Origin of the sequence: Oceanobacter sp. 5_MG-2023 (assembly GCF_030548165.1) — a bacterium.
Classification (GTDB): Bacteria; Pseudomonadota; Gammaproteobacteria; order Pseudomonadales; family Oceanobacteraceae; genus Oceanobacter.
The window spans coordinates 114072-139562 of sequence record NZ_JAUORS010000008.1; the positions used below are offsets into that span (position 1 = coordinate 114072).

The following is a 25491-nucleotide window of genomic DNA, read 5'->3' on the forward strand; positions in this document are numbered from 1 at the left end:
GTATCTGGCTGGTCACTGGTCAGGCTGCTGCTGTCCTCTACTGGTTGTTACGGGCAGGCTGCACCTGTGCCGAACCTTCTCCTCTCGGGTCTGCGGCGGCAGTCACCGCACCGGATACATGATCCCACCGAATTGCCTGCATATTGCCATATTGGCGTCCAGCATCCTTGAGTTGATGACCCAGGGCTTGCAGCTGTTGCCGCTGATCCGGTGTCAGACTGCCGGGTTCATATTGGATTCTGTCGGGCAGATATTGGTGGTGAATACGTGGCTGGGCCACCCAGTCTTCGACCGGTTTGTCTTGCATGGCTTGTAATATGCCGAGCAAGACCATGGTGATAATACGGCTGCCGCCCGGAGTGCCAATAATGGCTGTCTGGTCGGCGGAGACCAGCAGGCTGGGGCTCATACTCGACAGCGGTCGCTTGCCGGGAGCAATGGCATTGGCTTCTGCACCGACCAGACCATAGGCATTGGGTGCGCCGGGTTTGGCCGAGAAATCATCCATTTCGTTATTCAGCAACACCCCGGTGCCGGGAACGGTAAATGCGGAGCCAAAGGGTAAATTGATGCTGAGCGTGGCAGACACCATATTGCCGTGGGCATCCAGTACTGACAGGTGAGTGGTGTGGAAACCTTCTTCGATGTTTTTGGGGCCTGCTAGCGAGATGGATGGCGTGGCCCGGTCGAGACGGATGCCGTCGGCCCACTGCCGGTTGTGGCTGGTCGACATCAAGTGTTGGGTTGGTACGTCAACAAAGTCGGGATCACCAAGGTATTTGGCGCGGTCGTGGTAGGCCCGGCGCATCACTTCGGCCAGCAAGTGGGTTTGTTGTACCTGATCCATGCTGCGCCAGGGAAATTGCGCCAGCATGGTTAACATCTGGGTCAGGGCAATACCACCAGAGGATGGCGGTGGAGCGCTGATCAGGGTGTATTCCCCCAAGGTTGCCGTGATGGGCTGACGTTCTATCACCTGATAGTTTTCCAGGTCCTGTAACGTCCAGTCGCCACCGGCAGCCTGGACGCCTTTAACCAGCGCCGCGGCGGTCGGGCCACGGTAAAAGCCGTCGTGGCCCTGGCTGGCCAGGCGTTCCAGGGTGATGGCCAGTTCGGGTTGCTGGATGAGGTGGCCAACGGCTGGCATCTTGCCGTTACTGAGAAACAGGCGGGCACTGTCGGGGTAACGTTGCAGGGTTTTTAAGCGGTAGTTCAGTAATTTGCGGTATTGCGGGTAAACCGCAAAGCCATCACGGGCCTGTTGGATCGCGGCGTGTAACGAGGTGCTGAGCGGCAAGTGGCCATACTGTTCGGCAAGCCAGTGAAAAGCCGCGGCCTGCCCGGGAATCGCCGCAGCAGTGGGGCCGTTAATGGCCTTGTCGCGGATAACGTTTCCCTGCTCATCGAGATAATAATCACGGTGAGCTGCCAGCGGGGCCTGCTCGCGAGCGTCAACAAAACGGTATTGCTGGCGGTCGGCCAGGTACAGCAGCCAGAAACCACCACCGCCGATGCCAGCGCTGTAAGGCTCAACCACGCCAAGACTGGCAGCAACGGCGATGGCGGCATCAATGGCGTTACCACCGGCATTGAGGATATCCATACCGGCCTGGGTTGCCAATGGGTGGGCGCTGGCAATGGCATGTGAACCGGGGGGCTGGGGCCTGACGATCAGGGTTGTTTCAGGCGTGGCAGGCGCAGTGGCTTGGAGAGTGGTTGCTGGAGATGTAGTTGTTTGAGACGTGGTTATTGGAGATGTCGCCGTGGACGGCTCTTCGGTTTGGGCACAGGCAACCACCCCGATCAATATGAGTAATAACAAGCCCGGGCGGTAAACGAGTGGCTGGTGTAACAGTCGGGATAATAAAGTTGCGGTCATCGGTCATCCTGAATGGCGGCGGAAGGCCGTATAGAAGATGCCAGTGTGCGCAACCCGATAGCGTGCTGCAAGGCAAACACGCTATCGTCAGCAGAACAGGGTGTTCAGCTCAGAGGGTCAGTTCAGGAAGCTTGTTTGCCCGTCAGGCGTTCGTACTTGGCTTCGAGCTCTTCCTGGGTTTCGGTGTTGTTTTCGTCCAGCGGAATACAATCGACAGGGCAGACCAGCTGACACTGGGGCTCGTCGTAGTGGCCAACACATTCTGTACATTTGCCTGGATCGATCTCGTAAATCTCTTCACCGGCAGAAATTGCTTCGTTGGGGCACTCAGGCTCACACACGTCACAGTTGATACATTCATCAGTAATAATTAACGACATTTATTCCTCCGTCAGGCGTGTGGCCGTGACTCATTAACATGTTTTACCAAGGCGTCTGCGACTGCCGGGTGTACGAAGTTGCTGATATTGCCCTGCAAGGAGGCAATTTCGCGCACCAGAGTGGATGAAATAAACGAATATTTCTCCGCCGGTGTCAGAAACATGCTCTCGACACGTGGAGCCAGCACGCGATTCATATTGGCGAGCTGGAATTCGTATTCGAAATCCGAGACGGCACGCAGGCCTCGCAAGATGATGTTGGCATCGCGTTCCTGGACAAAATCTGCCAGCAGGTTACTGAAGCCGACAACTTCAACATTGGGCAGATGGGCCAGCACTTCACGGGCCAGGTCGACGCGTTCGTCCAGTTCCAGCATAGGCCGTTTTTTCTGATTGTCTGCAACTGCAACGATGATGTGGTCAAACATCTTCGCTGCGCGTTCAACCAGATCCGTATGGCCATTGGTAATGGGGTCGAACGTACCGGGGTAGACGACAGTATTCATGGCTGTGGCCTCTGAGGTTCAGGTCGGGCGCATAGTAAACAAAAGCTACCCAAGCCACAATAAAGGTTACAACGGTTGTTCATGACCCTGGTCAGGCCATTGATCAGACTGTTGCTGGCTTTGGGCGGCAATTGCCAGTGAAAAAGCAAATAGCAAATGGTGCCGGATGTCATCATAACAGTTGTTGCCCCATCAGCATTGGGCCAGCACTCCGGCCGGTACAGGGGTTTCCAGAATCGCGGCGATGGTATGGATCAGGTCGCGTTCAGCCGGGCGCAATATACCGTCAGCACGGCCGCAGGCTACCATGGATTTGATCAATCGGCCTTTGATATGGGGGTATAGCTCGGTCAGCCGGGTGAGCGACTGGTTCAACGGTTTCAGGCTGTTGCCCGGAGGCTGAAACTGAATACCAAGTGAACCAAAAGCCCCGTCAGCCAGACTCATCTGAAAGGCCTGGGCGGCGCTTTCCGAGTCATCGTGGCCTTTGGCGGCCAGGAACGACAGTAATACGGCGATGTCGTCAGCGACCGCTTCGGGCTTGCTGTAGCGGGCCTTGACCGGGGTGACCTTGTTAAAGTGGCCAGCAAGATACTGACTCAGCAAGCGGAACAGACACCATTCAAACAGATCAATCTGGCCATCCGCTTTCATCAGGCCTATCAGCAGGGTGTGAAAGGTACGGTACTGGTTTTCGGATAGCTGTTTGAGAGCCGGAATGGCCAGTTCAACCAGTGGTAACCGTTGTTCTGGCGCCAGAGCCTGGATTGCAGGAATCAGCCGCAGGGCCTGTTGGTATGTCTCGCGACCGGCCTGTTGCAGAATAAGATTCAGCTGTTGGTCGTGCACAAAACGCTCGGGAGGAGCCAGCAGCAGTGCATAAATGAGTGCCTGAGCCTGATGCGGGTCACGGGCCTGGTCGGACAGAGACATGGCCGGGCTGCCCGACTGATGATCGGCCGGGCTATTGATCGTATTGATAGCATGGCTGGCAGCGTCTGGACGCCCGCTGGTTGCTGCAACAGCCGCGGCAACCCCCATGACACCAGCCAGTCGGCTGGCACTGGATGAGTGATCAACCAGCTCGGGGTTGGCCTGTTCGGCATCGGTTCTGGCCTGTGGTGCCAGATAACGGCCGTCCCAGGTGGGTTCGATGCGGCGGATACGTTGTTCCAGCGGCGGGTGTGTTGCAAACAGTGGCAGGCGGAAGTGCATGGCGCTGCCAAAAAACAGGTGGGCGGTTTCTTCGCGCTCCGGGCTGCTGATGTCGCTGCCACTGCCATGACCAATCACTTTCAGTGCTTCACCAATACTTTCCGGGTTTCGGGTGTACTGCACTGCGGAGGCGTCGGCGAGAAATTCACGTTGTCGTGAAACCGCTGCCTTGATCAGGTTGCCAAAAAAAACGCCGATATAACCCAGTACCAGCAATGCCAGGCCAATGGCCCAGAATGGCGCGCTGTTATTGCGTTTGTCGCTGGAACTCAGCAGGCGGCGCTGGCTGGTGGCTTCGATAATAAAGCGGCCGCTCAGGGCAATAAACAGAATGCCGAATAACAGCGCCATCAACCGGATATTCAGCCGCATGTCACCATTGGCAATATGGCTGAATTCGTGGGCAATAACCCCTTGCAGCTGGTCGCGGCTGAGCTTGGTCATGCAGCCTCGGGTAACGCCGACCACCGCATCGGAGGCCTGATAACCGGCGGCAAAGGCATTGATGCTGTCGTCGTCCAGTACATAGACCGGTGGTACCGGCATACCGGCGGCAATGGCCATTTCTTCCACGACATTAAGCAAGCGGCGTTCGTAAAAATCGCTGCTGTTGGGGGGCAGGCGATGGCCGCCGAGAGATTCGGCCACCACATGACCGCCACCACGCAGGTTGAGCCAGCGATACAGGCTGGCCAGTCCGATGACCAGCATCACCAGTGCCGAGATGATCAGGATTCGTTCTGTCGAGAGGGAATCAAAAAAGGAGAGGCCAGGCTGACCCGCCCGGGCGGCCAGCTCAACACTGTTGATGGTCTGACCCTGGCCATACCAGATAATCAGTGCTACCAGCAGGTTGATGGCAGCCACCAGCGCCACCACGGCCAAAACAAACAGCAGAATCAGTCGCCGGGTTTGTTTGCGGGCCTGATCCTGATGGTTAAAGAAGTCCATATTGTATCCACTCTGCCTGTACGGTCGGGGCTAATCAGAAAGACACTTTGGGTGCTGCCTGGATGGCGGCACTGTCGGCAAATTCGAGCAGGCGTGCATCTTCCCGGTGACCAAACAGGCCGGCAAACATTACCGGTGGAAAGGACTGGCGATAGCTGTTGTAGGTGGTGACGGCATCGTTGAAGGCCTGACGGGCAAACGAGACGCGGTTTTCGGTGCTGGTCAGTTCTTCCGAGACTTGCATCATGTTCTGATTGGCTTTGAGATCCGGGTAGGCTTCCATCACCACGTTGAGGCGACCGAGGGCACCGGTCAGGGCACCTTCGCCGTTCATCAGTTGTTGCATGGCATCGGCGGCCCCAGGGTGGCTGGCAGCGGCTTTCAGTCCTGCGGCCGCGCTGTTGCGCGCGTTGATAACGGCTTCAAGGGTTTCGCGCTCGTGGCTCATATAAGCCTTGGCGGTTTCTACCAGATTGGGAATCAGGTCGTAGCGCCGTTTCAGTTGCACTTCGATCTGGGCAAAGCTGTTTTCGTAACGGTTGCGGTAGCTCACCAGAGTGTTGTAAATCGACACCAGATAAATCAGCAGCAAGGCAATAACAACCAGCGTGACAATGGTAGATATATCCATAACAGTTCCTTTCTCGGTTAGCTCGTCCTCGATATGCTGACATGACGGGGTCGAGGATCGTGTGACGCATGATTATTGACGAAGATTAATTCCGCACCCAGTCGCCGTTGGCAGTCTGGTAATACAGTCCCTGTTTGTTGGCTTTGGTCGTCAGTTTTTCTCCGGCAATTTTTTCAATACTGGCCAGTGGTGCGTTTTGTTTGTTGGCAATTTCCTGGTAGTGGATCTTGCGCTTGAGATTGATCTCAACCATCAGGGCGGCGGCTTCAGTATGGCTGGTATCGACCAGGCCAAGGTAGCCGTCCAGTCGTTCGCCCACCAAACCCGACTCCCGAGCGGTGTCAAGGTCGATGGCCATAACCGAAAAGGACAGCATCAGGGTGCAGAGTGCCAGCAGCAGTCGTTTCATGAATATCTCCATAACTCAGAACAGGGCGTCGTTTTCTTCAAACAGATTGTCGAGATCTTTTTCTACCTTGACCCGGACTTCGTGTTCAATCTTGACGTTAAGGTTGATGGTAATGGGTTTTTCGGGAGCGGCCAGTTTGACGGTACAGGCTGATAAAACGCTGGCCAGAACAATCGCAGACACGCTCAAGACAATGCGGGGGGTGTATGGCATAACAGGCCTCCTGGGCAATTGGACTCTACTGTAACGTTGGATTGTGGCAATGCAACCGCTGTCTGGCGTCAGTAGACAGTCAGTACCCGGGTCTGGCATGGTCGGGTCGTCAGGGGATCGGTTGATCGATCAGACAGTGCAGCTTTTACCGTGCCCGGAATGATAATACGTGGATACGGTGTTTGATCAGGACTTTGGTTTATTTTATGGCATGGTTGACTTTCTAATGACAAATAGCCTTGTGCGATTCCCTCTGACAGCATGGTTGCTGTTGATCCTGGCCTGTCCTGTGATGGCGGAATCCATCCGGGTTGCGGTGGGCATTTCCATGTCGCCCTATATTATTACTGAAGAAGACTCAGGGGCAGAGCTGGAGATTGTTCGCGAAGCGCTGGCGTTGCAAGGGTATGACATCGAGCCAGTGTATGTACCTTATATCCGGGTGCGCAGTCTGTTGCATCAGGGAAATGTGGCGGCGGCGATGACCTTGCCCAAGACCGATGAACCAGCGGATAAAAGCATCTTCTTTTCAGATGAATACATTACTTATCACAACGTGGCTGTGGCGCTGGCATCCGCCGGGATCAAGCTGGATCACGTTGCCAATATGGCCGATTATCGTGTGCTGGGGTTTCAGACCGCCCAGCAGCTCTTGGGGCCGGAATACGGGCGCATGAGTCTTCGTAACCCTCAATACAGTGAAACCATACGGCAAAATCGCCAGATAGAAATGTTGTTCTCTGGACGTACTGAGATGATTGTTATTGATCAACATATTTTTGATTTTTATCGAAATCAGACAACCCGGGTGAATACCGGACTCAAGGTGGATGTGTTTGATGTGTTGGATCCTGTCCACTATCGGGTTGGCTTTCGCAATCCGGCCTTGCGGGATAAATTTAACGTCGGGTTGCAGCAATTGCGTCAGAGTGGCCGTTATCAGACGATTCTGGATCGTTATTTAAAGTAGTCTGCTGTTTTTTTCATGTATTGGATACCACCTTTCAATAGGCAATTATCGCCATGAAAAGGGCCATTATGGCAGTGAAAATGCGGATTTCGTCAACACTGAAGCAGCCTAATACCATCGTCCCTTGCGTTCAGTCATGCTGTTTGATTCCAATGAGCTCGCAAAACTCGCTATAATTCGCGCGATTCTAATTCTGATAAGCCGTATTAGCTTAAAAAGGGGACCGTTGTGAAACATCTGAAAGCGCTGATTCTGGTTGCTGCCACCTTATTGGTTTCGCAAGCATTCGCTGCGACAGCTACTAATGAAGAAAACATTCGCGAACGTATCGCCCCGGTGGGTGACGTTTGTGTGGGTGCAGAGTGTGGTGGTGCTGTTGTGGTTGCATCCGGTCCTCGCTCTGGCGAAGACATTTATGGTGCTGCCTGTATTGCCTGCCATGGTAGCGGTATTCTGGGTGCTCCAAAGAAAGGCGATACTGCTGCCTGGAACACTCGTTTGGATAAAGGCTTTGAAGCCACGTTGAGCAATGCGGTCAACGGCCTCAATGCCATGCCACCAAAAGGTAACTGCCTGGATTGCTCGGAAGATGAGCTGCTGGCGGCTATCAAGTTTATGTCTGGTCACGAGTAATCTTCGGTTACTTTGCCACAGGCACAAAAAAAAGCCGCGTTATCGCGGCTTTTTTTGTGCCTATGATTTGTCCCGGCCCGGTGTTGCTGTGTTGCTCGTCCGGGCTGGGTCAGGCATCAGTCGGCGATATTCAGCGCCCGACGCATAAACTCAGGCATGGCCATACCGGCCGCATGGATTTCGGCATTATAGTACTCCGTGCGGAACGGTTTGGCTGCGGCGTCTTCGATACGGAAGCTGGTGGTATCTCCCCCCTTGCTGGCCAGAGTACAGCTCCACCAACCGGATGGGTAAATCACTTGCGGAAACTGCACGGTGTGGCTGCTGGTAGCACCGGCGGCGGCCATATCAACATGGATTTTCTTGATGATGGAGTCACTGTGGTACAGCGGTGATTCCGACTGTTGTACCACAATGCCCAGTGGCGCCAGCGCCGTGAAGCAGTCCTTGTAAAAATCGATGGCAAACAGTCCTTCTGCCGGGCCAACAGGGTCGGTGCTGTCGATAATAATCACATCCAGGGATTCCGGTGCGCGATCCTTGATCCACTGAATGCCATCGGCAAATAAAATATTGGCCCGTGGGTCGGCGTTGGATTCACACAGTTCCGGGAAGTGTTGCTCCGACATGCGGGTCACAAGCTCATCGATATCAATTTGCCAGACCTGCTCAACGCCGGGGTGTTTCAGCACTTCGCGCAGGGTGCCACAGTCGCCACCACCAATAATGGCAACGTTTTTGGGGGCCGGGTGAGCGAACAGCGCTATATGCGACATCATTTCGTGGTACACAAAGTTCTCACGGGTAGAGACCATGGTGCAGCCATCAATCACCATCAGCTTGCCGAAGGTTTCCGTGTCGTAGATATCAATGCGCTGGAATTCGCTTTGAACGCTGTCGATTTTGCCCTTCACTTTCAGGGAAAAGGCAGAGCCTTGTTGATCAAATACTTCGGTAAACCAGCCGTCTGCCAGTGAGTGTGTCATATTGGATACTCAAATGAATCGATGTTCTTTAAAATCGGCGGCTGGCAGCACGACGGATATGCCGTCCGCGCTCGCCCCGACAGCGATCTGTGCGTTGATCCGTGAATTGGTCTAACGCCGGTCGTTGCGGATACTGCGAGCCGATAACAGCTGCCGTTACCGCGACCATTCTTTGGCGCAGCAAGATACCTTAACCACGGATTCGCGCCAAGTGAATCAGCATTCAGGATAGCCCATGACCACCGCCCAACCTGCCTCCGCCAGTGATGTCTATAACCTGCCTTACTGGAGTGAGGGTTATGCCCGTATCAATGATCTGGGCAACCTGAGTATTCACCCGGATGCATCCCCGTCTGCAGGTATCGACCTCGAAGGGTTATCGGCACTGGTGCGTCAGGAAGGCCTGCGTTTGCCGGTCTTGCTGCGCTTCCCCGGTATTCTGCATCACCGGGTGGGCAGTCTGGTGCAGGCTTTTGAGCAGGCACGCCAGGCATGTGATTATCAGGGCGGGTTTACGCCGGTTTACCCCATCAAGGTCAACCAGCAGCAACCGGTGGTGGCGCAAATTGTTGCCGGTCAGCGCCTGGCGGGCATTGAACGGATCGGGCTGGAAGCCGGCAGCAAGCCGGAGCTGATTGCGGTACTGGCGCAAACCCGTGATATCAAGGCGACGATTGTGTGTAACGGCTACAAGGATGCGCATTTTGTGCGGCTGGCGCTGATGGCAGAGAAAATGGGCCATCATGTGTTTCTGGTGATCGAAAAACTGTCAGAATTACCCATGATTCTGCGCGAAGCGGAGCGGGTTGGCGTCCAGCCTCGGCTGGGGGTGCGGGCACGGCTGGCCACCATCGGCAAGGGCAACTGGCAGAATACCGGCGGTGAAAAATCCAAGTTTGGCCTGTCGGCCCTGCAGATTCTGCAAGTGGTGGAGCTGCTGCGTCAGCAAGGGCAGCTGGAGACGCTGCAGTTATTGCATTTCCACCTGGGCTCGCAGCTGGCCAATATCCACGATATTCATACCGGTTTGCGCGAGTGCAGCCGTATCTTTGCCGAGCTGGTGACGCTGGGGGTTCCGGTGCAGTGGCTGGATGTCGGGGGCGGCCTGGGCGTGGATTACGAAGGCACACGCTCGCGCAGTTATTGCTCAATGAACTACAGCATGCAGGAATATGCCCGCAAAGTCGTGGAAGCCATGAAGGAGATCTGCGCCGAAATTGGTGCCCCGGAACCTCATATTCTGACGGAATCCGGTCGTGCCATGACCGCTCACCACGCAGTGTTATTAACCGAAATCATTGACCATGAGCGGCCCCTTGATGGCGAGCTGGAGCCAATGCAAGACAGCGACCCTGTGTGCCTCAAAGGTCTGTATCGGGCGTATGACACCTTGCTGGCATCTCGCAGTAGCGGTCTGGTGGAGTTGTTTCACGATATCCAGCACTGGGTGGCGGAAGCCCATGCCTCGTTCAGTCTTGGGCTGTTGTCACTGGCACAGCGAGCCAGTGTTGAAACCCTGTACGCCCGTACCTGCCAGTTGCTGGTGGAAAAGCTGAACCCCGGCAATCGTGCTCATCGGCCTCTGCTGGACGAACTGCAAGAGAAACTGGCCGACAAGGTATTTGTGAATTTTTCGCTGTTCCAGTCTTTGCCGGATATCTGGGGTATCAACCAGATTTTCCCTATCCTGCCGGTGACGGGGCTGGATCAGCCGATGGCGTATCGCGGCGTGTTGCAAGACATCACCTGTGATTCGGATGGCCGTATTGATAATTATGTTGAAAATGACGGTCTGGGCACCAGCTTGCCGCTGCCATCGATCAATCGCGGCGATATGCTGGCGTTTTTTATGGTGGGGGCTTATCAGGAGATTCTCGGCGATTTGCACAACCTGTTCGGGGATACCGACTCGGTGGATGTTGTGCTGGATGCCGAAGGCCAGCCACAGCTGCACAATCCGGTGTGGGGCGATCATATTGCCAAGGTGTTGGGTTACGTCAATTTTAATGAAGATGATATTCGCCACCGCCTGCTCAGTCAGGTAGAACAGAGCGCACTGGATGACAGCGACAAAGCGATGTTCCAGCGTGAACTGGCGGAATCCATGCAGGCGTACACCTACTTGCAGTTATAAGCGCTGGCCTGAATATTCAAGCCAGCAAGCCCCGCTGATGCGGGGTTTGATGTACGGAACGGAGCAAAACCGGTCAACCGTCGTGTGACCGCTGACCGGCCTTCAGTCCGGAGTCATCACTCAGGACAAGTGATTGACAGCTTCCATGCCATAGACAGGGGTTGCAATCCCTTCCATGCGAGCCTTGATTTGCAGGGACAGATATTGCGAGTAATGACGCGACTGATGCAGGTTACCGCCGTGGAACCACAGCGCCTGCTGGTGAGTGGGTTTCCACATATTGCGCAATTCCCCTTCCCATGGTCCTGGGTCCTTGGTGGTTTGCGATCCCATGCCCCAGCATTTGCCCACCTTGTCGGCGACTTCCTGGGAAATAATCCGGGCGGCCCAGCCGTTCATCGAGCCATAGCCGGTGGCGTAGACAATCAGGTCGGCAGGTAGCTCCGTGCCGTCGGTCAGTATCACCGAGTGGGGTAATATCTGTTCGATGGTGGTGCGGCTTTTCAGCTTGATATCGCCGTTGGCTATCAACTCGGATGCCCCCACGTCAATATAGTAGCCCGATGCCCGGCGCAGGTATTTCATAAACAGACCGGAGCCATCATCGCCAAAATCAAGCATAAATCCGGCTTTCTCCAGGCTTTGATAAAACTCGGCATCCTGCTCGGCCACTTCTTTGTAGATGGGAATATGGAATTCCGGCATCACCTTGAAAGGAATTGAGGCAAAGGTCAGATCGGCCTTGTAGGTCGTCATACCGTTTTGTACCGCTTCTTCGGAATACAAGCCTCCCAGTACCTTGTCCATCAGGGTATCGGATTTGATGATATGAGTGGAAGAACGCTGGATCATGGTAACGTCGGCACCGTGTTCCCACAGCGCGGCACAGATATCGTGGGCGGAGTTGTTAGCTCCCAGTACCACAACACGTTTACCGGCATAGGCTTCGCCACCTGGGTGCTGGCTGGAGTGATGCTGTTCACCTTCGAAACTGTCTTGCCCTGGAATCCTGGGAATATTCGGGATACCCGACATTCCGGTTGCCAGCACCAGCTGTTTGGGGCGCAAGGTCAATGCTTCACCCTGACGATTGACCTGTACTACCCACTCTTCGGCCTGTTCGTCATAGTGGGCTGAAGTGCATTCGGTCGAACCCCAGTAATTCAATTCCATCACCTTGGTGTACATCTCCAGCCAGTCACCGATTTTGTCTTTCGGTGCAAAGACGGGCCAGTGATCAGGGAAGGGCAGGTACGGCATATGGTCGTACCAGACCGGATCATGCAAGCATAAGGACTTGTAGCGTCGACGCCAGGCATCGCCGGGTTTTTCCAGCTTGTCGATGATCAGGGTTGGTACTTCCAGCTGGCGCAGCCGCGCACCAAGACCGATTCCTCCCTGGCCGCCACCAATAATCAGGCAATAAGGCTGCTTTTCGTAGCCCAGTTCGGCTTCTTCCTGCTGGCGCTTTTCCTGCCAGGTTTGACGGTTACGCTGAATACCATGTTCCGCTCCTCGAGGGCGTTGGGCATTACGTTTTTCCGGAAAATCTTTCAGCTCCACCATGGTGGTCAGTAGCGTCCAGGCTTGCCCCTGACGTAGGCGCAGATGGCCTCGTCCGTGAGCGACAGCCGTGTCGAAACAGATCCAGGCTTCAATCACACCGTTGTTGTCGGTGGCTTCTTCTTCCAGCCGCCAATTGGATGGCTGCACCTGAGCGAGTGTTTCGGTCAGCATCGCCTGTATGGCGTCCCGGCCTTCCAGGGTTTTGATATTCCAGGTGAAGGCGACCAGATCGCGCCAGAACCCTTGCGGTTCAAACAGGGACGTAGCCGCTGCGGTATTACGGTTCTGTAACGCCTGATTGAAGTGATCGAGCCAGGTTTGTGCCTCAATGGATGCGGGGGACTGTGGTGACGTTGCCGCCGGTGTGGCTGTGGAATTCCGGGTCATGGATAACTCCTGCTTTCTCTTGTTGTTTTTATTTGGGCGCTGAGCCTCTGATGGGTTATAGCAGCTGCTGTGCCAGATTGAGTGCATTGTTATTTGTTCTTATAACTTACTGATAAATAATAAGATTTATTTTTAATCGGAATATCTGTAGCGGTACTGGAGGCAAGCTGTGAAACAGCTGTAACGCCGAAAACGATACAGCTGCAGTGGTCACATTACAGTTGTAACGCTGAACGAAAGTGGAACGAATGGGCCTGTGACAGCCACTACATAGTCTCTTTAGACTGATTGACCTGATAACAATAAGTATTGGCCGCCAGGCGGCAAGGATGGATATAGGTGCCTGAACATATGACCTGCTCAACCGATGCGATCTGCGCCCGTGCTCATACCCAAGCGATTACTGAATTCGCCCGGCGGCCACCAGAGTCTGCTGACGCCGATATGATCGGCCGCTCTTGGCAACGCTGTTTGCAGCAATATGGGTTGCAGCCCGGACGTCAACAGTCTGCCCGGATTGTGACTCGGTCTATCCTGAAGGAGCATCAAGAGGCGGCTGATGAACTGCTGGCCGTTGCGCGTGCCGGGGTTAACCAGCTTTACGCCAGTATTCACGGGATGGGCTATGTCTTGCTATTGACCGATCACCGTGGCGTAACGGTTCAGTTTCATGGTGAGCGCCATCTTGATGACCACTTGCGGCGGGCGGGGTTGTATCTGGGTGCTGACTGGGATGAAAGTTATGCCGGTACCTGCGCGGTGGGTACCTGTATTCAGGAGCAGGCAGCGCTGACTTGCCATAGGGGGGATCATTTTGACGGTGCCCATATTGGCCTGACCTGTACTGCTGCCCCGATCTTTGGCCCTTCCGGTGAGTTGATTGCGGTGCTGGATATCTCTGCGCTGAATTCTCCGGCAGCGCGGGACAGCCAGATGTTTGCCTTGCATTTGACCCAGCTGTACGCACATATGATTGAAGATGCTTACTTTCTGCGCCGTTATCGTCGTCATCTGGTGTTTCGTTGTGACGACTCACGGGAGTTTGTTGCTCTTAATGGTCGGGTGTTGTTTGCGCTGGATGACACAGGTGAAATTATCGCAGCCAATACCGCCGGACGTTTATTGCTGGCCGATAATCCTGTGGGTTTGCCGGAGCTGATGGACAGTGACTGGGACGATATTCTGGCCATTAACCAGACTCGTGGCGATGGCGTACAAGCCTTCCATCTGGCCTCGAGTGGACAAACGGTGTTCGGCACCTTGATAGAACCCAAGCGTCCCTGCATCTCGGTGGCAACTGGCCCGGCACCCGTGGATGTCAGTCGGCCACTTGAGAGGGTGCCGGAGTTGGACTGTCTGGCCGGTGATGATGCGGCCATGCGTAAAACCCTCGAACAGGCTAAGCGTTTGCGTCAGCGTGATGTCAATTTGTTGATTCTGGGAGAAACCGGAACGGGTAAAGATATGCTGGCCAATGCGATTCACGCCAGCAGCCACCGCCGCAACAAGCCCTTTGTCGCGCTGAATTGTGCCGCCATACCGGAATCTTTGATTGAAAGTGAACTGTTTGGCTACCGCGCAGGAGCCTTTACCGGCGGACGCAGCAAGGGTGCCAAAGGGCTGGTGCAGCAAGCCGATGGCGGCACCTTGTTTCTGGATGAAATCGGCGATATGCCCTTGCAGTTACAAACTCGCTTGTTGCGCGTGCTGGCCGAAGGCGAAGTCACGCCGTTGGGGGCCGATGAGGCGGTTTTTGTTGATTGTCGTATCATCGCCGCAACTCATCATAATATTCAGGCCATGATAGAACGTAACGAATTCCGGGCCGATTTATATTATCGCTTGAATGGCGCGACGCTGCCTCTGCCACCACTGCGGCAACGGGCTGACAGGGAATTTTTGATACGTGCTTTACTGGCAGAACTGAAACAAAAATTACAACGGCCGGAATTGCGCTTGCGGGCGGATGTGATCAGCGCTTTGTTAGCCTACGCCTGGCCTGGCAATGTTCGTGAGCTTGTCAACGTACTGGCCTTTGCAGAAGCCAATAGCTGTGATGATGTTATTACGCTGGCGGATCTGCCGGAGCTTCTTCACAGTGATCAATCTGCTTCTGTCGCTGGTGCGCGGGAGACCAGTCATGTGCTGAGCAGATCGATGATGACAACCGGTGCAGTACCTTCGGCTGCGGTGTCCCGTTCTGAATCGGCGAGCCATCCATCACTGAATGCAGAAGGACAGGCATTGGTGGGGTTACTGGATCAGCATGACTGGAATCTCAGTGCCGTGGCCCGGGTGATGAAGGTGTCCAGACCAACCTTGTACCGTCGTATTCGCAAATACAGCATCCAGCGCCAGACTTGCATTGTATCAGGGCACGCTGGAGGGAAACCGCAGAACCGTTTGGTTTAGAGAGCCATGGCGTGTAAATAATTGTATCGTACCGCGCTAAGGTTGCCCGAGTGGTCTATATGCAATGGGGAGCAGTTAACAAGAGGGGATTCAAATGTCTGATGATCATTTTGAAAGACCGGCAGATGACGGTAGCGAACTCAAGCAGAGTGATGCTGCACACAAGCAACGCCAGCAAGCGCTGGCCAGTGATGTCGAAGCCTTTTTGTCTGGCGGCGGCCAAATTCAGAAGGTAGAAGACCGGATGATGGCAGACCCGCCGCGCAAGCCGCAAACCAGTTACGGCCGTCGTCCAATCTGAGAGATGGCTCCCGGGTTGGCGGCCGAGCCGTATGTTGCCCGGGTTTGTCTGTGGCGTTGTTGTTGGTTGTTATGGCTGCTGCCAGCGCTGAATCAGCTCAACGACTTCAGACAGCGTGCGGACTTGCAGGGTCGGCGGGCTAAAGGTATCCGGCCAGATACGGTTGTCCAGATTGACCCACAACGTATGTAAACCCACCGTTCGGGCTGCGTCGATATCGTGATGCGGATGATCGCCAATATGTAAGCATTCGTGCGCTTCGACACCGGCGTGAGCCAGGGCCGCCAGGAAAATATCTCCCTGTGGTTTGGCTGCTCCAACGGTTTCGGCGTTCAGGTGAGCGCTGAAATAATGATGAATACCCACACGCTCAAGATCAGCGTTGCCATTGGTGGCGGCGATCAAGGGCCAACGTGCCGACAATTGTTGCAACATGGTTTCGGCACCGGCAAACAATTCCAGCGTGCTGCGCTCCTGGGAGAACACCTCAAAGGCGGCACTGGCAAGATCATGGGCCGTGCTGCTGTCACAGCCGGTTTGCAAGGCTGCCCGGCGCAGGGTTTCGAAGCGTAGCCTGGATATCTGATGCTGCAATGACGGGTAGCATTCGGCCAATTCTGATTTGTACTGGCGCAGGCCGTCCCGGCTGTAAAGGTCGGCAAACCCGGGGCAGTGGGCGCATATCCAGTCATAGCAGGCTTGCTCGGCGCGTTGCATCACCGGGGTGGTGTGCCAGAGGGTATCGTCGAGATCGAGGGTGATCAGTTTCAGAGCCAAAGCATTGCCTTATTGTTTAACGGTTAACCGGCGTTTGCTGTAAGCGCAAGGCCAGTACGTCACAGAGATAATCCAGAAACAGGGTATCCATGGAAGTACGGTAGTAATTACCATCCTGACTGGCCAGTACCAGCAGGCCATGGTTGTCCTGGCCCCGAATCTGGGCGGCAGCGATGGATTCCATATCGGTGGTATCGAGCCGTAACAAGGCGGCCATATCGGCCTTGGGCAGCTGGCCACAAATGGCGCGATGGCCTTTGAACAGCCGCTGGATATTACGCTGATGTTCCTGATTACGCACCGCGATCAGTGGTCGCTCCAGCTGTCGCTCGGTAAAGTGCAGCATGGCCCAGGCGTTGACGCCAAAATCATTACGCAATGAGTCATCCAGTGCGGTATGGAGCGCCAGCCAGCTGTTGGCTTCGATCAGGGCCAGCACCAGCCGCCGGGTTTTTTCGAACAGCTGGTCGTTCCGGCGGGCATTTTCGAGCAGGTCAGACATGCGCTGGCGCAGCTCGATATTACGATCCCGATGCACCTGGACCTGACGCTCGATCAGGCTGGTCGCTCCGTGAGCTTCATGAGGAATACGCAAATGGGATAACAGCTCATCCTTGCCGACAAAAAATTCGGGATGATCTTCCAGGTACTGTGCGACATCGGCGTCGGTGAGTCGGGGTTGCTGGCTCATGCGGTCCTTACCTTGTTCTGTCAGAAGCGTTGTTCAGCGTCAATGGTTGGGGGAATCAGAGATTAACCCGACCATCATAAACCGTCACGGCTGGCCCGGTCATGCGGACGCTGGATTTACCATCCCAGTCAATCGTCAGCTCGCCACCCGGTAACGATACCGTCACGCCCGGTTCGAGCCAGCCACGTAACTGCCCGGATACCACCGCTGCGCAAGCACCGGTGCCACAGGCCAGAGTTTCACCACTTCCTCGCTCGAATACCCGCAAGCGAATGGCGTGGCTATTGATGACCTGCATAAAGCCGACATTGACCCGGTTGGGGAAGTATTCGCAGGATTCAATGATCGGTCCCCACTGCTGTACCGGAGCGTTATCGAGGTCGTTGACCCGGATCACGGCATGGGGATTACCCATGGACACGGCACCGAAGCGCACGTCACCAATACCGGCAACATGGCGTTGATATTCGGGCATGAACTGTTCAGCGATCATCGGAATGTCGGCCGGTGTCAGAATCGCCGGGCCCATATCCACCATCACCTGACCCTCGTTGGTCAGATGTAGCTCGATAATACCGTTGGCGGTTTCGACCCGAATATCCTGTTTGCCGGTGAGCATTTGCTCGTTAACAAAACGGGCAAAGCAGCGGGCACCATTGCCGCAATTCTCGACTTCACTGCCATCGGCATTGTAGATGCGATAGCGGAAGTCGACATCGGGCCGACTGGGGCGTTCGACCACCAGTAACTGATCGAAGCCAATACCAAAGTGGCGATCGGACAGTTCCCGGACTCGCTCGGGGCGGATTCGGCCGGTTTGAGTCACCAGATCGATTACCACAAAGTCGTTACCGAGGCCGTGCATCTTGCTGAATTTGACTCTCATGAATCCACCGGCAGCAGATTCTCATCTTCGAACAGCTGTTCGATGGTCTCGCGGCGGCGAATCAGATACGCCTGCTCGTCATCGACCATGATCTCTGCCGGGCGGCCACGGCTGTTGTAGTTGGAGGCCATGACAAAGCCATAGGCTCCCGCAGACATCACTGCCAACAGATCGCCTTGTTGCAGGGCCAGATCGCGGTCTTTGCCCAGAAAGTCACCGGTTTCACAAACCGGGCCAACCAGATCATAACGGCGTTCGATGGCGCTGCTGGTTTCTGCAACAGGCTTGATGTCTTGCCAAGCGGAGTACAAGGACGGTCGGATCAGGTCGTTCATTGCCCCGTCAATGATGGCAAAATTCTTGTGCTCATTGAGTTTGAGGTATTCAACCCGGGTCAGGAAAACACCGGCATTGGCGCAAATGGAACGGCCCGGCTCAAAAATCAGTTTCAGTGGACGTCCGGCCAGGCGCTCTTTGACGGCGGCCACATAGGTGGCCGGGCTGGCAGGTTGTTCGTCGCGGTAACAAACGCCCAAACCGCCGCCCAGATCGAGATGCTGGATGGTGATACCCAGGTCGGCCAGCTCATCAATCAGCGCCAGCAGGCGGTCGATGGCATCCATAAATGGATCAATTGAGGTCAGCTGGCTGCCAATATGACAGTCGACACCAACGACCTGAATGCCGGGCAGGCTGGTGGCGCGTTGATACACGGCCGGAGCGCGTTCAATGTCGATGCCGAATTTGTTGTCTTTCAGCCCCGTCGAGATATAAGGGTGTGTCTGTGCGTCAACGTCCGGATTGACACGGACCGAAACCTTGGCGACCAGACCCATGTCAGTAGCAACGTCATTCAGGCGTTCGAGCTCGTCCTCTGATTCAAGATTGAAGCAGCCAACGCCGACCGCCAGTGCCCGGCGCATTTCGACGGCTTGTTTGCCAACCCCGGAAAACACCATCCGGGCAGGGTCGCCACCGGCGGCCAGTGCCCGTTCCAGTTCACCCAGGCTGACAATATCAAAACCGGCTCCCAGTCGTGCCAGTACATTCAGTACGGCGATGTTGGAGTTGGCTTTGACCGCAAAACAGACCTGATGTGGCCATTCACCCAGCGCATCATCGTAGGCCTGGTACTGCTGTTCCAGAGCCTGACGGGAATAGACGTACAAGGGCGTGCCGTACTGTTCGGCAAGACCGGCGAGGTCGACAAGTTCGGCGTGCAGGCTGCCCTGCAGGTAAGTAAAGGCTGACATATTAGGGAGTCGTTTCCGTATCAGGTTGGTCGGGCAGATACAGAGGGCCTTTCTGACCACAACCGCTGAGCGCCAATACGGCCAGTAACATGGCGGTCAGAAGCGGTAACGATGGCAGGCGGTAACTCAGATTTATCATGGGTAATGGCTATCTGCTTACGGGCGTAGCCAGTGTCTGGATCTGCTCTGATGACTCAGAGAGCGATGCACTGGCACGCGGGTTCTGTATCTCGAATTTGCAGGCATTATACACTGCCTGTGCAGGCTGTCTTGACTGCTGAGATCTATTCGCACTGACTTTACATAGACGGGTAGATTTCAGCCCCGGTATCGGAATACAGAGGCTGAAACCGGAGCGCAGGCACTGTGTGATCAGTGCCAGAGAGAGAACTCAGGATGGTTGTTGGTAGACCTTGAAGCCATCCACAAAGGTAGCGATCACTTGCCCGCTGCGACCGTACGCATCGGTTTGTTCCGGGTTGATCAGGCTGGCATTAAAGCGTTGGCCTTCTGCAAACCCGGAGTGTAAACCGAGGGTTGCCGCCGGGAGAGTACTCAGTGCCGACAAGGCGGCATTGAGTGTCAGTTCGCCATCGTTAACCCGCTGCAGCAGTAAGCCAATAAACGGAGCGTACAGCGCCATGCCGGCGGCGGATTCGGCAAATGGGGCTTTTTTCGCGACAATTTCGTGCGGTTGATGGTTGGAGCAAATCGCCAGTTCGCCAGCGTTGACCGCCGCCAGCAGTGCCTGCCGGTCTGCTTCACTGCGTAACGACGGCAGCAGGTGGTAGCGGCTGTCGTAGCCGTTGACCTGGGCGTCGGTGTAACAGAGATTGGCGATGGCGACGTCGGCGCTGACCTGTAACCCACGCTGGCGAGCTTCCCGCAGCATACTGACACTGCGGGCGCAGCTGATCTGACTGATATGAGCGCGAACGCCGGTTTGTTCGATCAACAGCAGGATTTGCGCCAGCGCGATGGTTTCGGCGGTTTCCGGAATGCCGGCCAGACCCAGTCGTGTGGCGGTCGGGCCTTCGTGCATCACACCGCCATTGGACAGTGCGGCATCATCAGCGGACAAAAACAGCAAAATGTCATAGGTGGCGGCGTATTCCATTAATCGCCGCAAGACGTAGCTGTCCTTGATTGGCTGACGGGCGTTGCTCAGGGCGATACAACCGGCGTTACGCAAGCTGACCATATTGGCCAGTTGTTCGCCCTCCAGCCCCTGAGTGAGTGCTCCCAGTGGCAATAACCGCGAATATCCGGCGCTGCTGGCTTTGTCCTGCATCAGCTGGATCACCGCCGGGCTGTCGGCTACCGGACGGGTAAGTGGCTGGGCGCAGACATGGCTGAATCCGGCGGCAGCGGCAGCACGGGTTTCGCTGGCAATGGTGCCGCGCTGGGTATAACCCGGCTCATTGAGATAGCTGCTGAGGTCGATAAAACCGGGTACTAACCAGTTGCCTTGGGCATCGAGGGTGGATTCGATCGTGCCACCGGCCGGTTTTTCGCCAATAGCCCGGAGTTGCCCCTCGGCCAGATACAAATCACAGACGTCATCGAGTTGTTGTGCCGGTGCAATGACACGGGCATCACGAATATGCAGGTATTTCATTCGGTATCCCCTTCAACTGGTTGCTGGGCCGCTTGCTGGCTGGCTTGTTGGCCGCTCATGGCCATGGCCATCACCGCCATGCGTACGGCGATACCGTAGCTGACCTGGTTGAGAATGACGGATTGAGGGCCGTCGGCAACCGCAGATTCAATCTCGACACCACGGTTGATGGGGCCGGGGTGCATAACGATGGCATCGGGTTTGGCCAGTGCCAGTTTTTCCGTAGTCAGGCCGTAAAGCTTGAAAAACTCCCCCTCGCTGGGCAACAAGGCATTTTGCATACGCTCTTTTTGCAGCCGCAGCATGATCACTACGTCGCAATCCCGCAGCGCCAGATTAAGGTCGTAATACGCTTTGGCCCCCAGGGACTCGATGTCTTTGGGTAGCAAGGTGGCGGGGCCGACCACACGAACTTCCGCTGCACCCAGAGCCAGCAAGGCATGGATCTGGGAGCGGGCAACGCGGGAATGCAATATGTCGCCAACAATGGCAACAATCTGACCGGCAATCTGATGCTTGTGACGACGGATGGTCAGCATGTCGAGCATGGCCTGGGTCGGGTGCGCGTGGCGGCCGTCCCCGGCATTGATGATGGCAACGTTGGGGGTTACCTGTTCAGCGATAAAATGGGCGGCACCGGAATCGGCATGACGCACCACAAACATGTCGCTGTACATGGCTTCCAGGTTCCAGAGCGTATCCATCAAGGTTTCGCCCTTGGCGGTCGCGGAACGCTGGATGTCGAGATTGAGAATATCAGCAGACAGCCGGGTTGCCGCCAGTTCGAAGGTCGAACGGGTGCGGGTACTGTTTTCAAAAAACAGGTTGACCACGGTTTTGCCGCGCAGCAGCGGGACCTTTTTGACGGCCCGTTCCTGGGTGCTGATAAAGGAGTCGGCGGTGTCGAGGATTTCAGTCAGTAATGCCCGGCTGAGGCCTTCGGTGGTGAGGAAGTGTTTTAGCCTGCCGTCGGCGGTGAGCTGAAGCTGGCTGGGATCAGTTGTCATAGGAGAACCATGTGTGTTGTAACCAAACCGATAGGGTGCCGAGGCACCCCGAATACTGGTGTCAGAGCAGGCTGATGGCCAATGGCTCCGGGCCGCTGAGCTTGATCAGCTGACCTTCTTCAAGTGTCAAACGGGCTGCGTACACATCGGGCTGAATAGGCAACTCGCGCCGACCGATATCAAACAGGGCAACCAGGGTAATGCTGGCCGGACGGCCGTAGTCAAACAGCTCGTTGATGGCAGCCCGTACAGTGCGGCCACTCATGATAACGTCGTCGATCAGAATAACGTGGCGGTCTTCGATGGTATCGGGTAATTCCGAGCCTTTGACTTCGGGATGTAAACCGTGGTGAGTGAAATCATCCCGATAAAAGCTGATATCCAGGCTGTAGAGTGGCTCTGATGGCTGCAGTTGCTGATGCAGGCGCTCCGCAATCCAGACGCCACCGGTGCGGATGCCAATAAATAATGGCTGGTTTATCTTGTGTTGCTGCAAGTGGCTGTCCAGGCGAGTGGCCAGAGTGCTGCAAGCGAGCTGAATATCCGGTAATTGCATGGGGCTTCTCCCTGTTACTGCTCGTCGTCAGGGCGAGGGTGCTCGCCCATCCAGCTTTCAAGAATCAATTGTGCGGCCAGCCCATCCACTGAGTGGCGGCCGAAGTCTCGTTCACCGCTATCGGCAATGACAATGCCCTTGGCTTCGTAGCTGGTCAGGCGCTCGTCATGGGTAAACGAAGGTTTGTGCAAACGTCCTTCCAGACGTCGGGCAAATTTGGCGGCCCGGGTGCTCATCTCGCTAGGGCTGCCATCCATGTTCAGCGGCAGACCAACGACAAAGGCATCGGGTTGCCACTCACTGACCAAGGCTGCGAGTGTATCCCAGTTGGGGACGCCATCGTTGGCCTTGACCGGGTTTAAAGCCGTACTGCTGCCGGTCAGGCGATGGCCAATGGCGACACCAATACGTTTGGTGCCAAAATCAAACGCCATGACTTGCATGACTCGAGCAGGAATATGACTCATCAGGCGTGACCTACCTGATCAGTCAATGCTGTGCTGCGAATGCCGAGGCGCTGCAGTGCGGTCTGGTAAAGCGCTTCGGGAGGGGTATCAAACAGCAGTTCGGCATCGGCGTCGACGGTCAGCCAGCTGTTGCCGAGAATTTCCTCATCCAGTTGGCCTGGTCCCCAGCCGGAATAGCCCAGGGTCAGGCGGTAGTTTTCCGGCCCCACTCCCAAGCCAATGGCGGTCAGAATATCCTTGGACGACGTCAAGTGGGCAAATTCACTGATGGCTTCGGTGGCTTGCCACTGGCCCGGTTGCTGGTGGAGGATAAATCCCTGCTCGGTGCCGACAGGGCCACCTTTGAGCATGGTGGTATTGATGCCTTGATGACGGGCAATGTCGAGCTGTTCGCAGACGGCAGCAAAGTCGATATCCAGAGGCTTGTTTAATACCAGCCCCATGGCCCCCTCCTGGTCGTGTTCACAGAGGTAAATAACGGCGCTGTCAAACTCGCTACCCTGCAGCTGTGGCATGGCAATCAGAAGCTGGTTGTCGAGGCTGTTGAGTTCTTGCATCAGGATCCTTCCGACAGATAGCGGTTACCTTTGAATTGCCAGGTACGAATGATTTCCAGGAGATCGGTATTCTTGCGCATTTCTTCCGTGAAAGGGGCAAAAGGAGCCGACATACGCACAATCCGCAAGGCGGCGTCATCCAGTACCTTGCGGCCGGAGGACTCCAGCACTTCAAGATTGTGGATGGTGCCGTTGGGATTGATGGAAACCAGTACGCGCAAACGGCAGTTGTCGAAGCAGTTTTCCGCTTCTTTGGGGTAATTGAGAGTACCCATCTTTTCAATTTTGCTACGCCAGGTGTTGACGTAATAGGCGTCGCTGGCCTTCATGGTGGAGGCTGCGGTCAGACGCTGGACCCGGGGACGTTTGGCATAAGCCTGACGCATACTGTCGAGTTTGGCTTCGAGACTGGCCATTTCCAGGCTGCGCTGCAGCAGCATTTTGGGTGGCCCTTCTGGTACTGGTTTGGCTTCCACTGGCGGTTGTTTGTCGGGACTGCTGACGGCCTGGTTTGGGCTGGCGGCCGTTGTGGTGATACGGGCCGGGGTGTTGGCGACGGCCTTGGGGGCCGAGACTTCCTGCTTCTGTACCGAGGCCGGGGTAATATCGTTGCTTTGGAACGGCGCTTCGACGTCGGTGGTCAGCATGCGGGCTTCTTCTTCGGTGCCGCTGCCTTCCTGGTTTTCCTGGGCGAGGAAGTCTGCTTCTTCCGGCGCTTTGTCACTGCGATAGCTGGCCAGGGTGACTTCAAGGGTTTTGGACAGGTTGCTGCGATCGTCCGGGCGAAAGCTGACACCCAGCACAATCATGGCATGCAGCAGCAATGCCAGAAAGAGGGCAAAAGAAAGACGATCGGAACTGGAGACAACGGCAGCAGGCATGAGGTATCTGTCGCAGAACGGCTTCGGTTGAAAGGGCGGATTGTAATAGGCACGCAGTCTGCGCTGATCCCCGGCTTTTGTCCACCTGCCGGGGTCAACAGTGGTAAAAACGAGCTGATTCAGTGAATCAGTCGAGTTTTGCCAGCAATGCGGCGATCAGTTGACCGGCGATATCGATACCTGAATCACGACTGATTTCACGCACACAGGTTGGGCTGGTGACGTTGATTTCTGTCAGGCAGCTACCAATGACATCCAGACCAACAAAATACAGTCCCCGCTTTTTCAGCTCAGGGCCGATGTGTCTGGCGATGGCCCAGTCGTTATCCGACAGGGGGCGGGTTTCACCACGACCACCGGCGGCCAGGTTGCCACGGGTTTCTCCTTTGGCTGGAATCCGTGCCAGGCAGTATGGCACCGGCTCCCCGTCGATCATCAGGATCCGCTTGTCACCTTCGGTAATATCCGGGATGAATTTTTGCGCCATGATTTGCTGGCGGCCATGATTGGTCAGGGTCTCGATGATAACACTGACGTTCGGGTCGTCATGCTTCAGGCGAAAGATCGAAGAGCCACCCATGCCATCCAGTGGTTTGAAAATAACGTCCTGATGTTGTTGATGAAACTGGCGTAACAGCTCGGCACTGCGCGTTACCAGGGTAGGGCTCATAAACTCGGAAAAGTGCGTCGCAAAGACTTTTTCATTACAATCGCGCAGGCTTTGAGGTTTGTTGGCGACAAGCACACCTGCTTGTTCGGCCAATTCCAGAATATAGGTGCTGTAAATAAATTCGCCATCGAAAGGCGGATCTTTACGCATTAGGATAATATCGAGATCGGACAGCGGCTGGTGTTGCCATTCACCAAGGTCAAACCAATGATCAGGGTTCATGCTGACAGTAAGTGGAGCCATTCGTGCCATTGCACGGCCTGCGTCAATGTACAAATCGGCCTGTTCCATGTAAAAGAGTTCACAACCAAGCTCCTGTGCGGCATTCAGCAAGGCAAGTGATGTATCTTTCTTGACACTAATATCATTAATGGGATCCATGACAACCCCGAGCTTTCTGATCATTCTGTTTTCCTCAAAACAAGAGTCTGATTTGGATTCTATCGTAATTGGATCTCCATTCGGTGAAACAGTTTTGACATGGGAACCTTATAGCTTGGTACATTAATGTGTGATACAAAAGTGCACCGTAACGTCATATGCATGCGGTCGCGG

Annotated in this window: 26 protein-coding genes; 5 read left to right on the plus strand and 21 right to left on the minus strand. The window is 55.3% G+C overall.

The features are described from left to right. Positions 1-37: 37 nt before the first annotated feature. From ggt to Q4551_RS07545, 7 genes are all read right to left on the minus strand, one after another. Complete coding sequence (gene ggt / locus Q4551_RS07515) at positions 38-1879, minus strand: gamma-glutamyltransferase (protein ID WP_303432866.1); 1842 nt, start codon at positions 1877-1879, stop codon at positions 38-40. 122 nt (positions 1880-2001) lie between these two features. Then, entirely contained in the window at positions 2002-2259 is a 258-nt protein-coding gene (locus Q4551_RS07520; RefSeq protein ID WP_303432867.1) for a YfhL family 4Fe-4S dicluster ferredoxin, read from the minus strand. An 11-nt stretch (positions 2260-2270) separates the two neighbouring features. Then, positions 2271-2765 carry a pantetheine-phosphate adenylyltransferase gene (gene coaD / locus Q4551_RS07525; RefSeq protein WP_303432868.1) on the minus strand — a complete coding sequence of 165 codons (495 nt, stop codon included), beginning with the start codon at positions 2763-2765 and terminating at the stop codon, positions 2271-2273. A 192-nt stretch (positions 2766-2957) separates the two neighbouring features. Next, on the minus strand, positions 2958-4931 hold the full coding sequence (locus tag Q4551_RS07530) for a M48 family metallopeptidase (protein ID WP_303432869.1): 1974 nt from the start codon (positions 4929-4931) through the stop codon (positions 2958-2960). 34 nt (positions 4932-4965) lie between these two features. Beyond that, the gene (locus tag Q4551_RS07535) at positions 4966-5562 is read right to left on the minus strand and encodes a LemA family protein (protein WP_303432870.1); all 597 of its coding nucleotides are present in this window, start codon (positions 5560-5562) and stop codon (positions 4966-4968) included. 85 nt (positions 5563-5647) lie between these two features. Further along, complete coding sequence (locus tag Q4551_RS07540) at positions 5648-5971, minus strand: YdbL family protein (protein WP_303432871.1); 324 nt, start codon at positions 5969-5971, stop codon at positions 5648-5650. 15 nt (positions 5972-5986) lie between these two features. Beyond that, a complete protein-coding gene (locus Q4551_RS07545; RefSeq protein ID WP_303432874.1) occupies positions 5987-6184 on the minus strand; it encodes a YnbE family lipoprotein in 198 nt (65 codons plus the stop codon). Between the two features lie 226 nt (positions 6185-6410). Here Q4551_RS07545 and Q4551_RS07550 point away from each other — a divergent pair, with 226 nt between their 5' ends. Beyond that, the gene (locus Q4551_RS07550) at positions 6411-7154 is read left to right on the plus strand and encodes an ABC transporter substrate-binding protein (protein WP_303432876.1); all 744 of its coding nucleotides are present in this window, start codon (positions 6411-6413) and stop codon (positions 7152-7154) included. Between the two features lie 228 nt (positions 7155-7382). Beyond that, entirely contained in the window at positions 7383-7787 is a 405-nt protein-coding gene (locus Q4551_RS07555; RefSeq protein WP_303432878.1) for a cytochrome c5 family protein, read from the plus strand. A gap of 116 nt (positions 7788-7903) precedes the next feature. Here Q4551_RS07555 and speE read toward each other — a convergent pair whose 3' ends face one another. Beyond that, positions 7904-8773 carry a polyamine aminopropyltransferase gene (gene speE, locus Q4551_RS07560; RefSeq protein WP_303432880.1) on the minus strand — a complete coding sequence of 290 codons (870 nt, stop codon included), beginning with the start codon at positions 8771-8773 and terminating at the stop codon, positions 7904-7906. Positions 8774-9008: 235 nt separating this feature from the next. Between speE and speA the strand changes: the two genes are divergently transcribed. Next, complete coding sequence (gene speA / locus Q4551_RS07565) at positions 9009-10907, plus strand: biosynthetic arginine decarboxylase (protein ID WP_303432882.1); 1899 nt, start codon at positions 9009-9011, stop codon at positions 10905-10907. 120 nt (positions 10908-11027) lie between these two features. On the opposite strand, the gene Q4551_RS07570 is transcribed toward speA, so the two are convergent. After that, complete coding sequence (locus tag Q4551_RS07570) at positions 11028-12860, minus strand: NAD(P)/FAD-dependent oxidoreductase (RefSeq protein ID WP_303432883.1); 1833 nt, start codon at positions 12858-12860, stop codon at positions 11028-11030. A gap of 339 nt (positions 12861-13199) precedes the next feature. Here Q4551_RS07570 and Q4551_RS07575 point away from each other — a divergent pair, with 339 nt between their 5' ends. Continuing rightward, complete coding sequence (locus Q4551_RS07575) at positions 13200-15272, plus strand: sigma-54-dependent Fis family transcriptional regulator (protein WP_303432884.1); 2073 nt, start codon at positions 13200-13202, stop codon at positions 15270-15272. 94 nt (positions 15273-15366) lie between these two features. Continuing rightward, the gene (locus Q4551_RS07580) at positions 15367-15573 is read left to right on the plus strand and encodes a hypothetical protein (RefSeq protein ID WP_303432885.1); all 207 of its coding nucleotides are present in this window, start codon (positions 15367-15369) and stop codon (positions 15571-15573) included. Positions 15574-15642: 69 nt separating this feature from the next. Here Q4551_RS07580 and Q4551_RS07585 read toward each other — a convergent pair whose 3' ends face one another. From Q4551_RS07585 to gshB, 12 genes are all read right to left on the minus strand, one after another. Next, on the minus strand, positions 15643-16350 hold the full coding sequence (locus tag Q4551_RS07585; protein ID WP_303432887.1) for an HAD family hydrolase: 708 nt from the start codon (positions 16348-16350) through the stop codon (positions 15643-15645). Positions 16351-16366: 16 nt separating this feature from the next. Beyond that, positions 16367-17041: a DUF484 family protein gene (locus tag Q4551_RS07590; protein ID WP_303432889.1), complete on the minus strand. Its 675-nt coding sequence runs from the start codon at positions 17039-17041 to the stop codon at positions 16367-16369. A gap of 55 nt (positions 17042-17096) precedes the next feature. Then, a complete protein-coding gene (dapF, locus tag Q4551_RS07595) occupies positions 17097-17927 on the minus strand; it encodes a diaminopimelate epimerase (RefSeq protein WP_303432890.1) in 831 nt (276 codons plus the stop codon). Continuing rightward, entirely contained in the window at positions 17924-19180 is a 1257-nt protein-coding gene (gene lysA / locus Q4551_RS07600) for a diaminopimelate decarboxylase (protein ID WP_303432891.1), read from the minus strand. Before lysA ends, dapF begins: the two co-directional genes overlap by 4 nt. Before the next feature lies 1 nt (position 19181). Further along, the gene (locus Q4551_RS07605) at positions 19182-19319 is read right to left on the minus strand and encodes a lipoprotein (RefSeq protein ID WP_303432892.1); all 138 of its coding nucleotides are present in this window, start codon (positions 19317-19319) and stop codon (positions 19182-19184) included. 252 nt (positions 19320-19571) lie between these two features. After that, on the minus strand, positions 19572-20798 hold the full coding sequence (locus tag Q4551_RS07610; protein WP_303432893.1) for a dihydroorotase: 1227 nt from the start codon (positions 20796-20798) through the stop codon (positions 19572-19574). Then, positions 20795-21805 (minus strand): aspartate carbamoyltransferase catalytic subunit, encoded by a 1011-nt coding sequence (locus Q4551_RS07615; RefSeq protein WP_303432894.1) that lies wholly within the window; start codon positions 21803-21805, stop codon positions 20795-20797. Before Q4551_RS07615 ends, Q4551_RS07610 begins: the two co-directional genes overlap by 4 nt. Positions 21806-21866: 61 nt before the next feature. Continuing rightward, the gene (gene pyrR / locus Q4551_RS07620) at positions 21867-22361 is read right to left on the minus strand and encodes a bifunctional pyr operon transcriptional regulator/uracil phosphoribosyltransferase PyrR (protein ID WP_303432895.1); all 495 of its coding nucleotides are present in this window, start codon (positions 22359-22361) and stop codon (positions 21867-21869) included. Positions 22362-22375: 14 nt separating this feature from the next. Continuing rightward, positions 22376-22828: a Holliday junction resolvase RuvX gene (ruvX, locus tag Q4551_RS07625; RefSeq protein WP_303432897.1), complete on the minus strand. Its 453-nt coding sequence runs from the start codon at positions 22826-22828 to the stop codon at positions 22376-22378. Next, on the minus strand, positions 22828-23385 hold the full coding sequence (locus Q4551_RS07630; RefSeq protein WP_303432899.1) for a YqgE/AlgH family protein: 558 nt from the start codon (positions 23383-23385) through the stop codon (positions 22828-22830). The genes ruvX and Q4551_RS07630 overlap by 1 nt, the downstream gene beginning before the upstream one ends. After that, positions 23385-24266, minus strand: a complete 882-nt coding sequence (locus Q4551_RS07635; RefSeq protein ID WP_303432901.1) for an energy transducer TonB — start codon at positions 24264-24266, stop codon at positions 23385-23387. The genes Q4551_RS07630 and Q4551_RS07635 overlap by 1 nt, the downstream gene beginning before the upstream one ends. A 127-nt stretch (positions 24267-24393) precedes the next feature. Next, positions 24394-25341 (minus strand): glutathione synthase, encoded by a 948-nt coding sequence (gene gshB / locus Q4551_RS07640; protein ID WP_303432903.1) that lies wholly within the window; start codon positions 25339-25341, stop codon positions 24394-24396. Between the last annotated feature and the right edge of the window lie 150 nt (positions 25342-25491).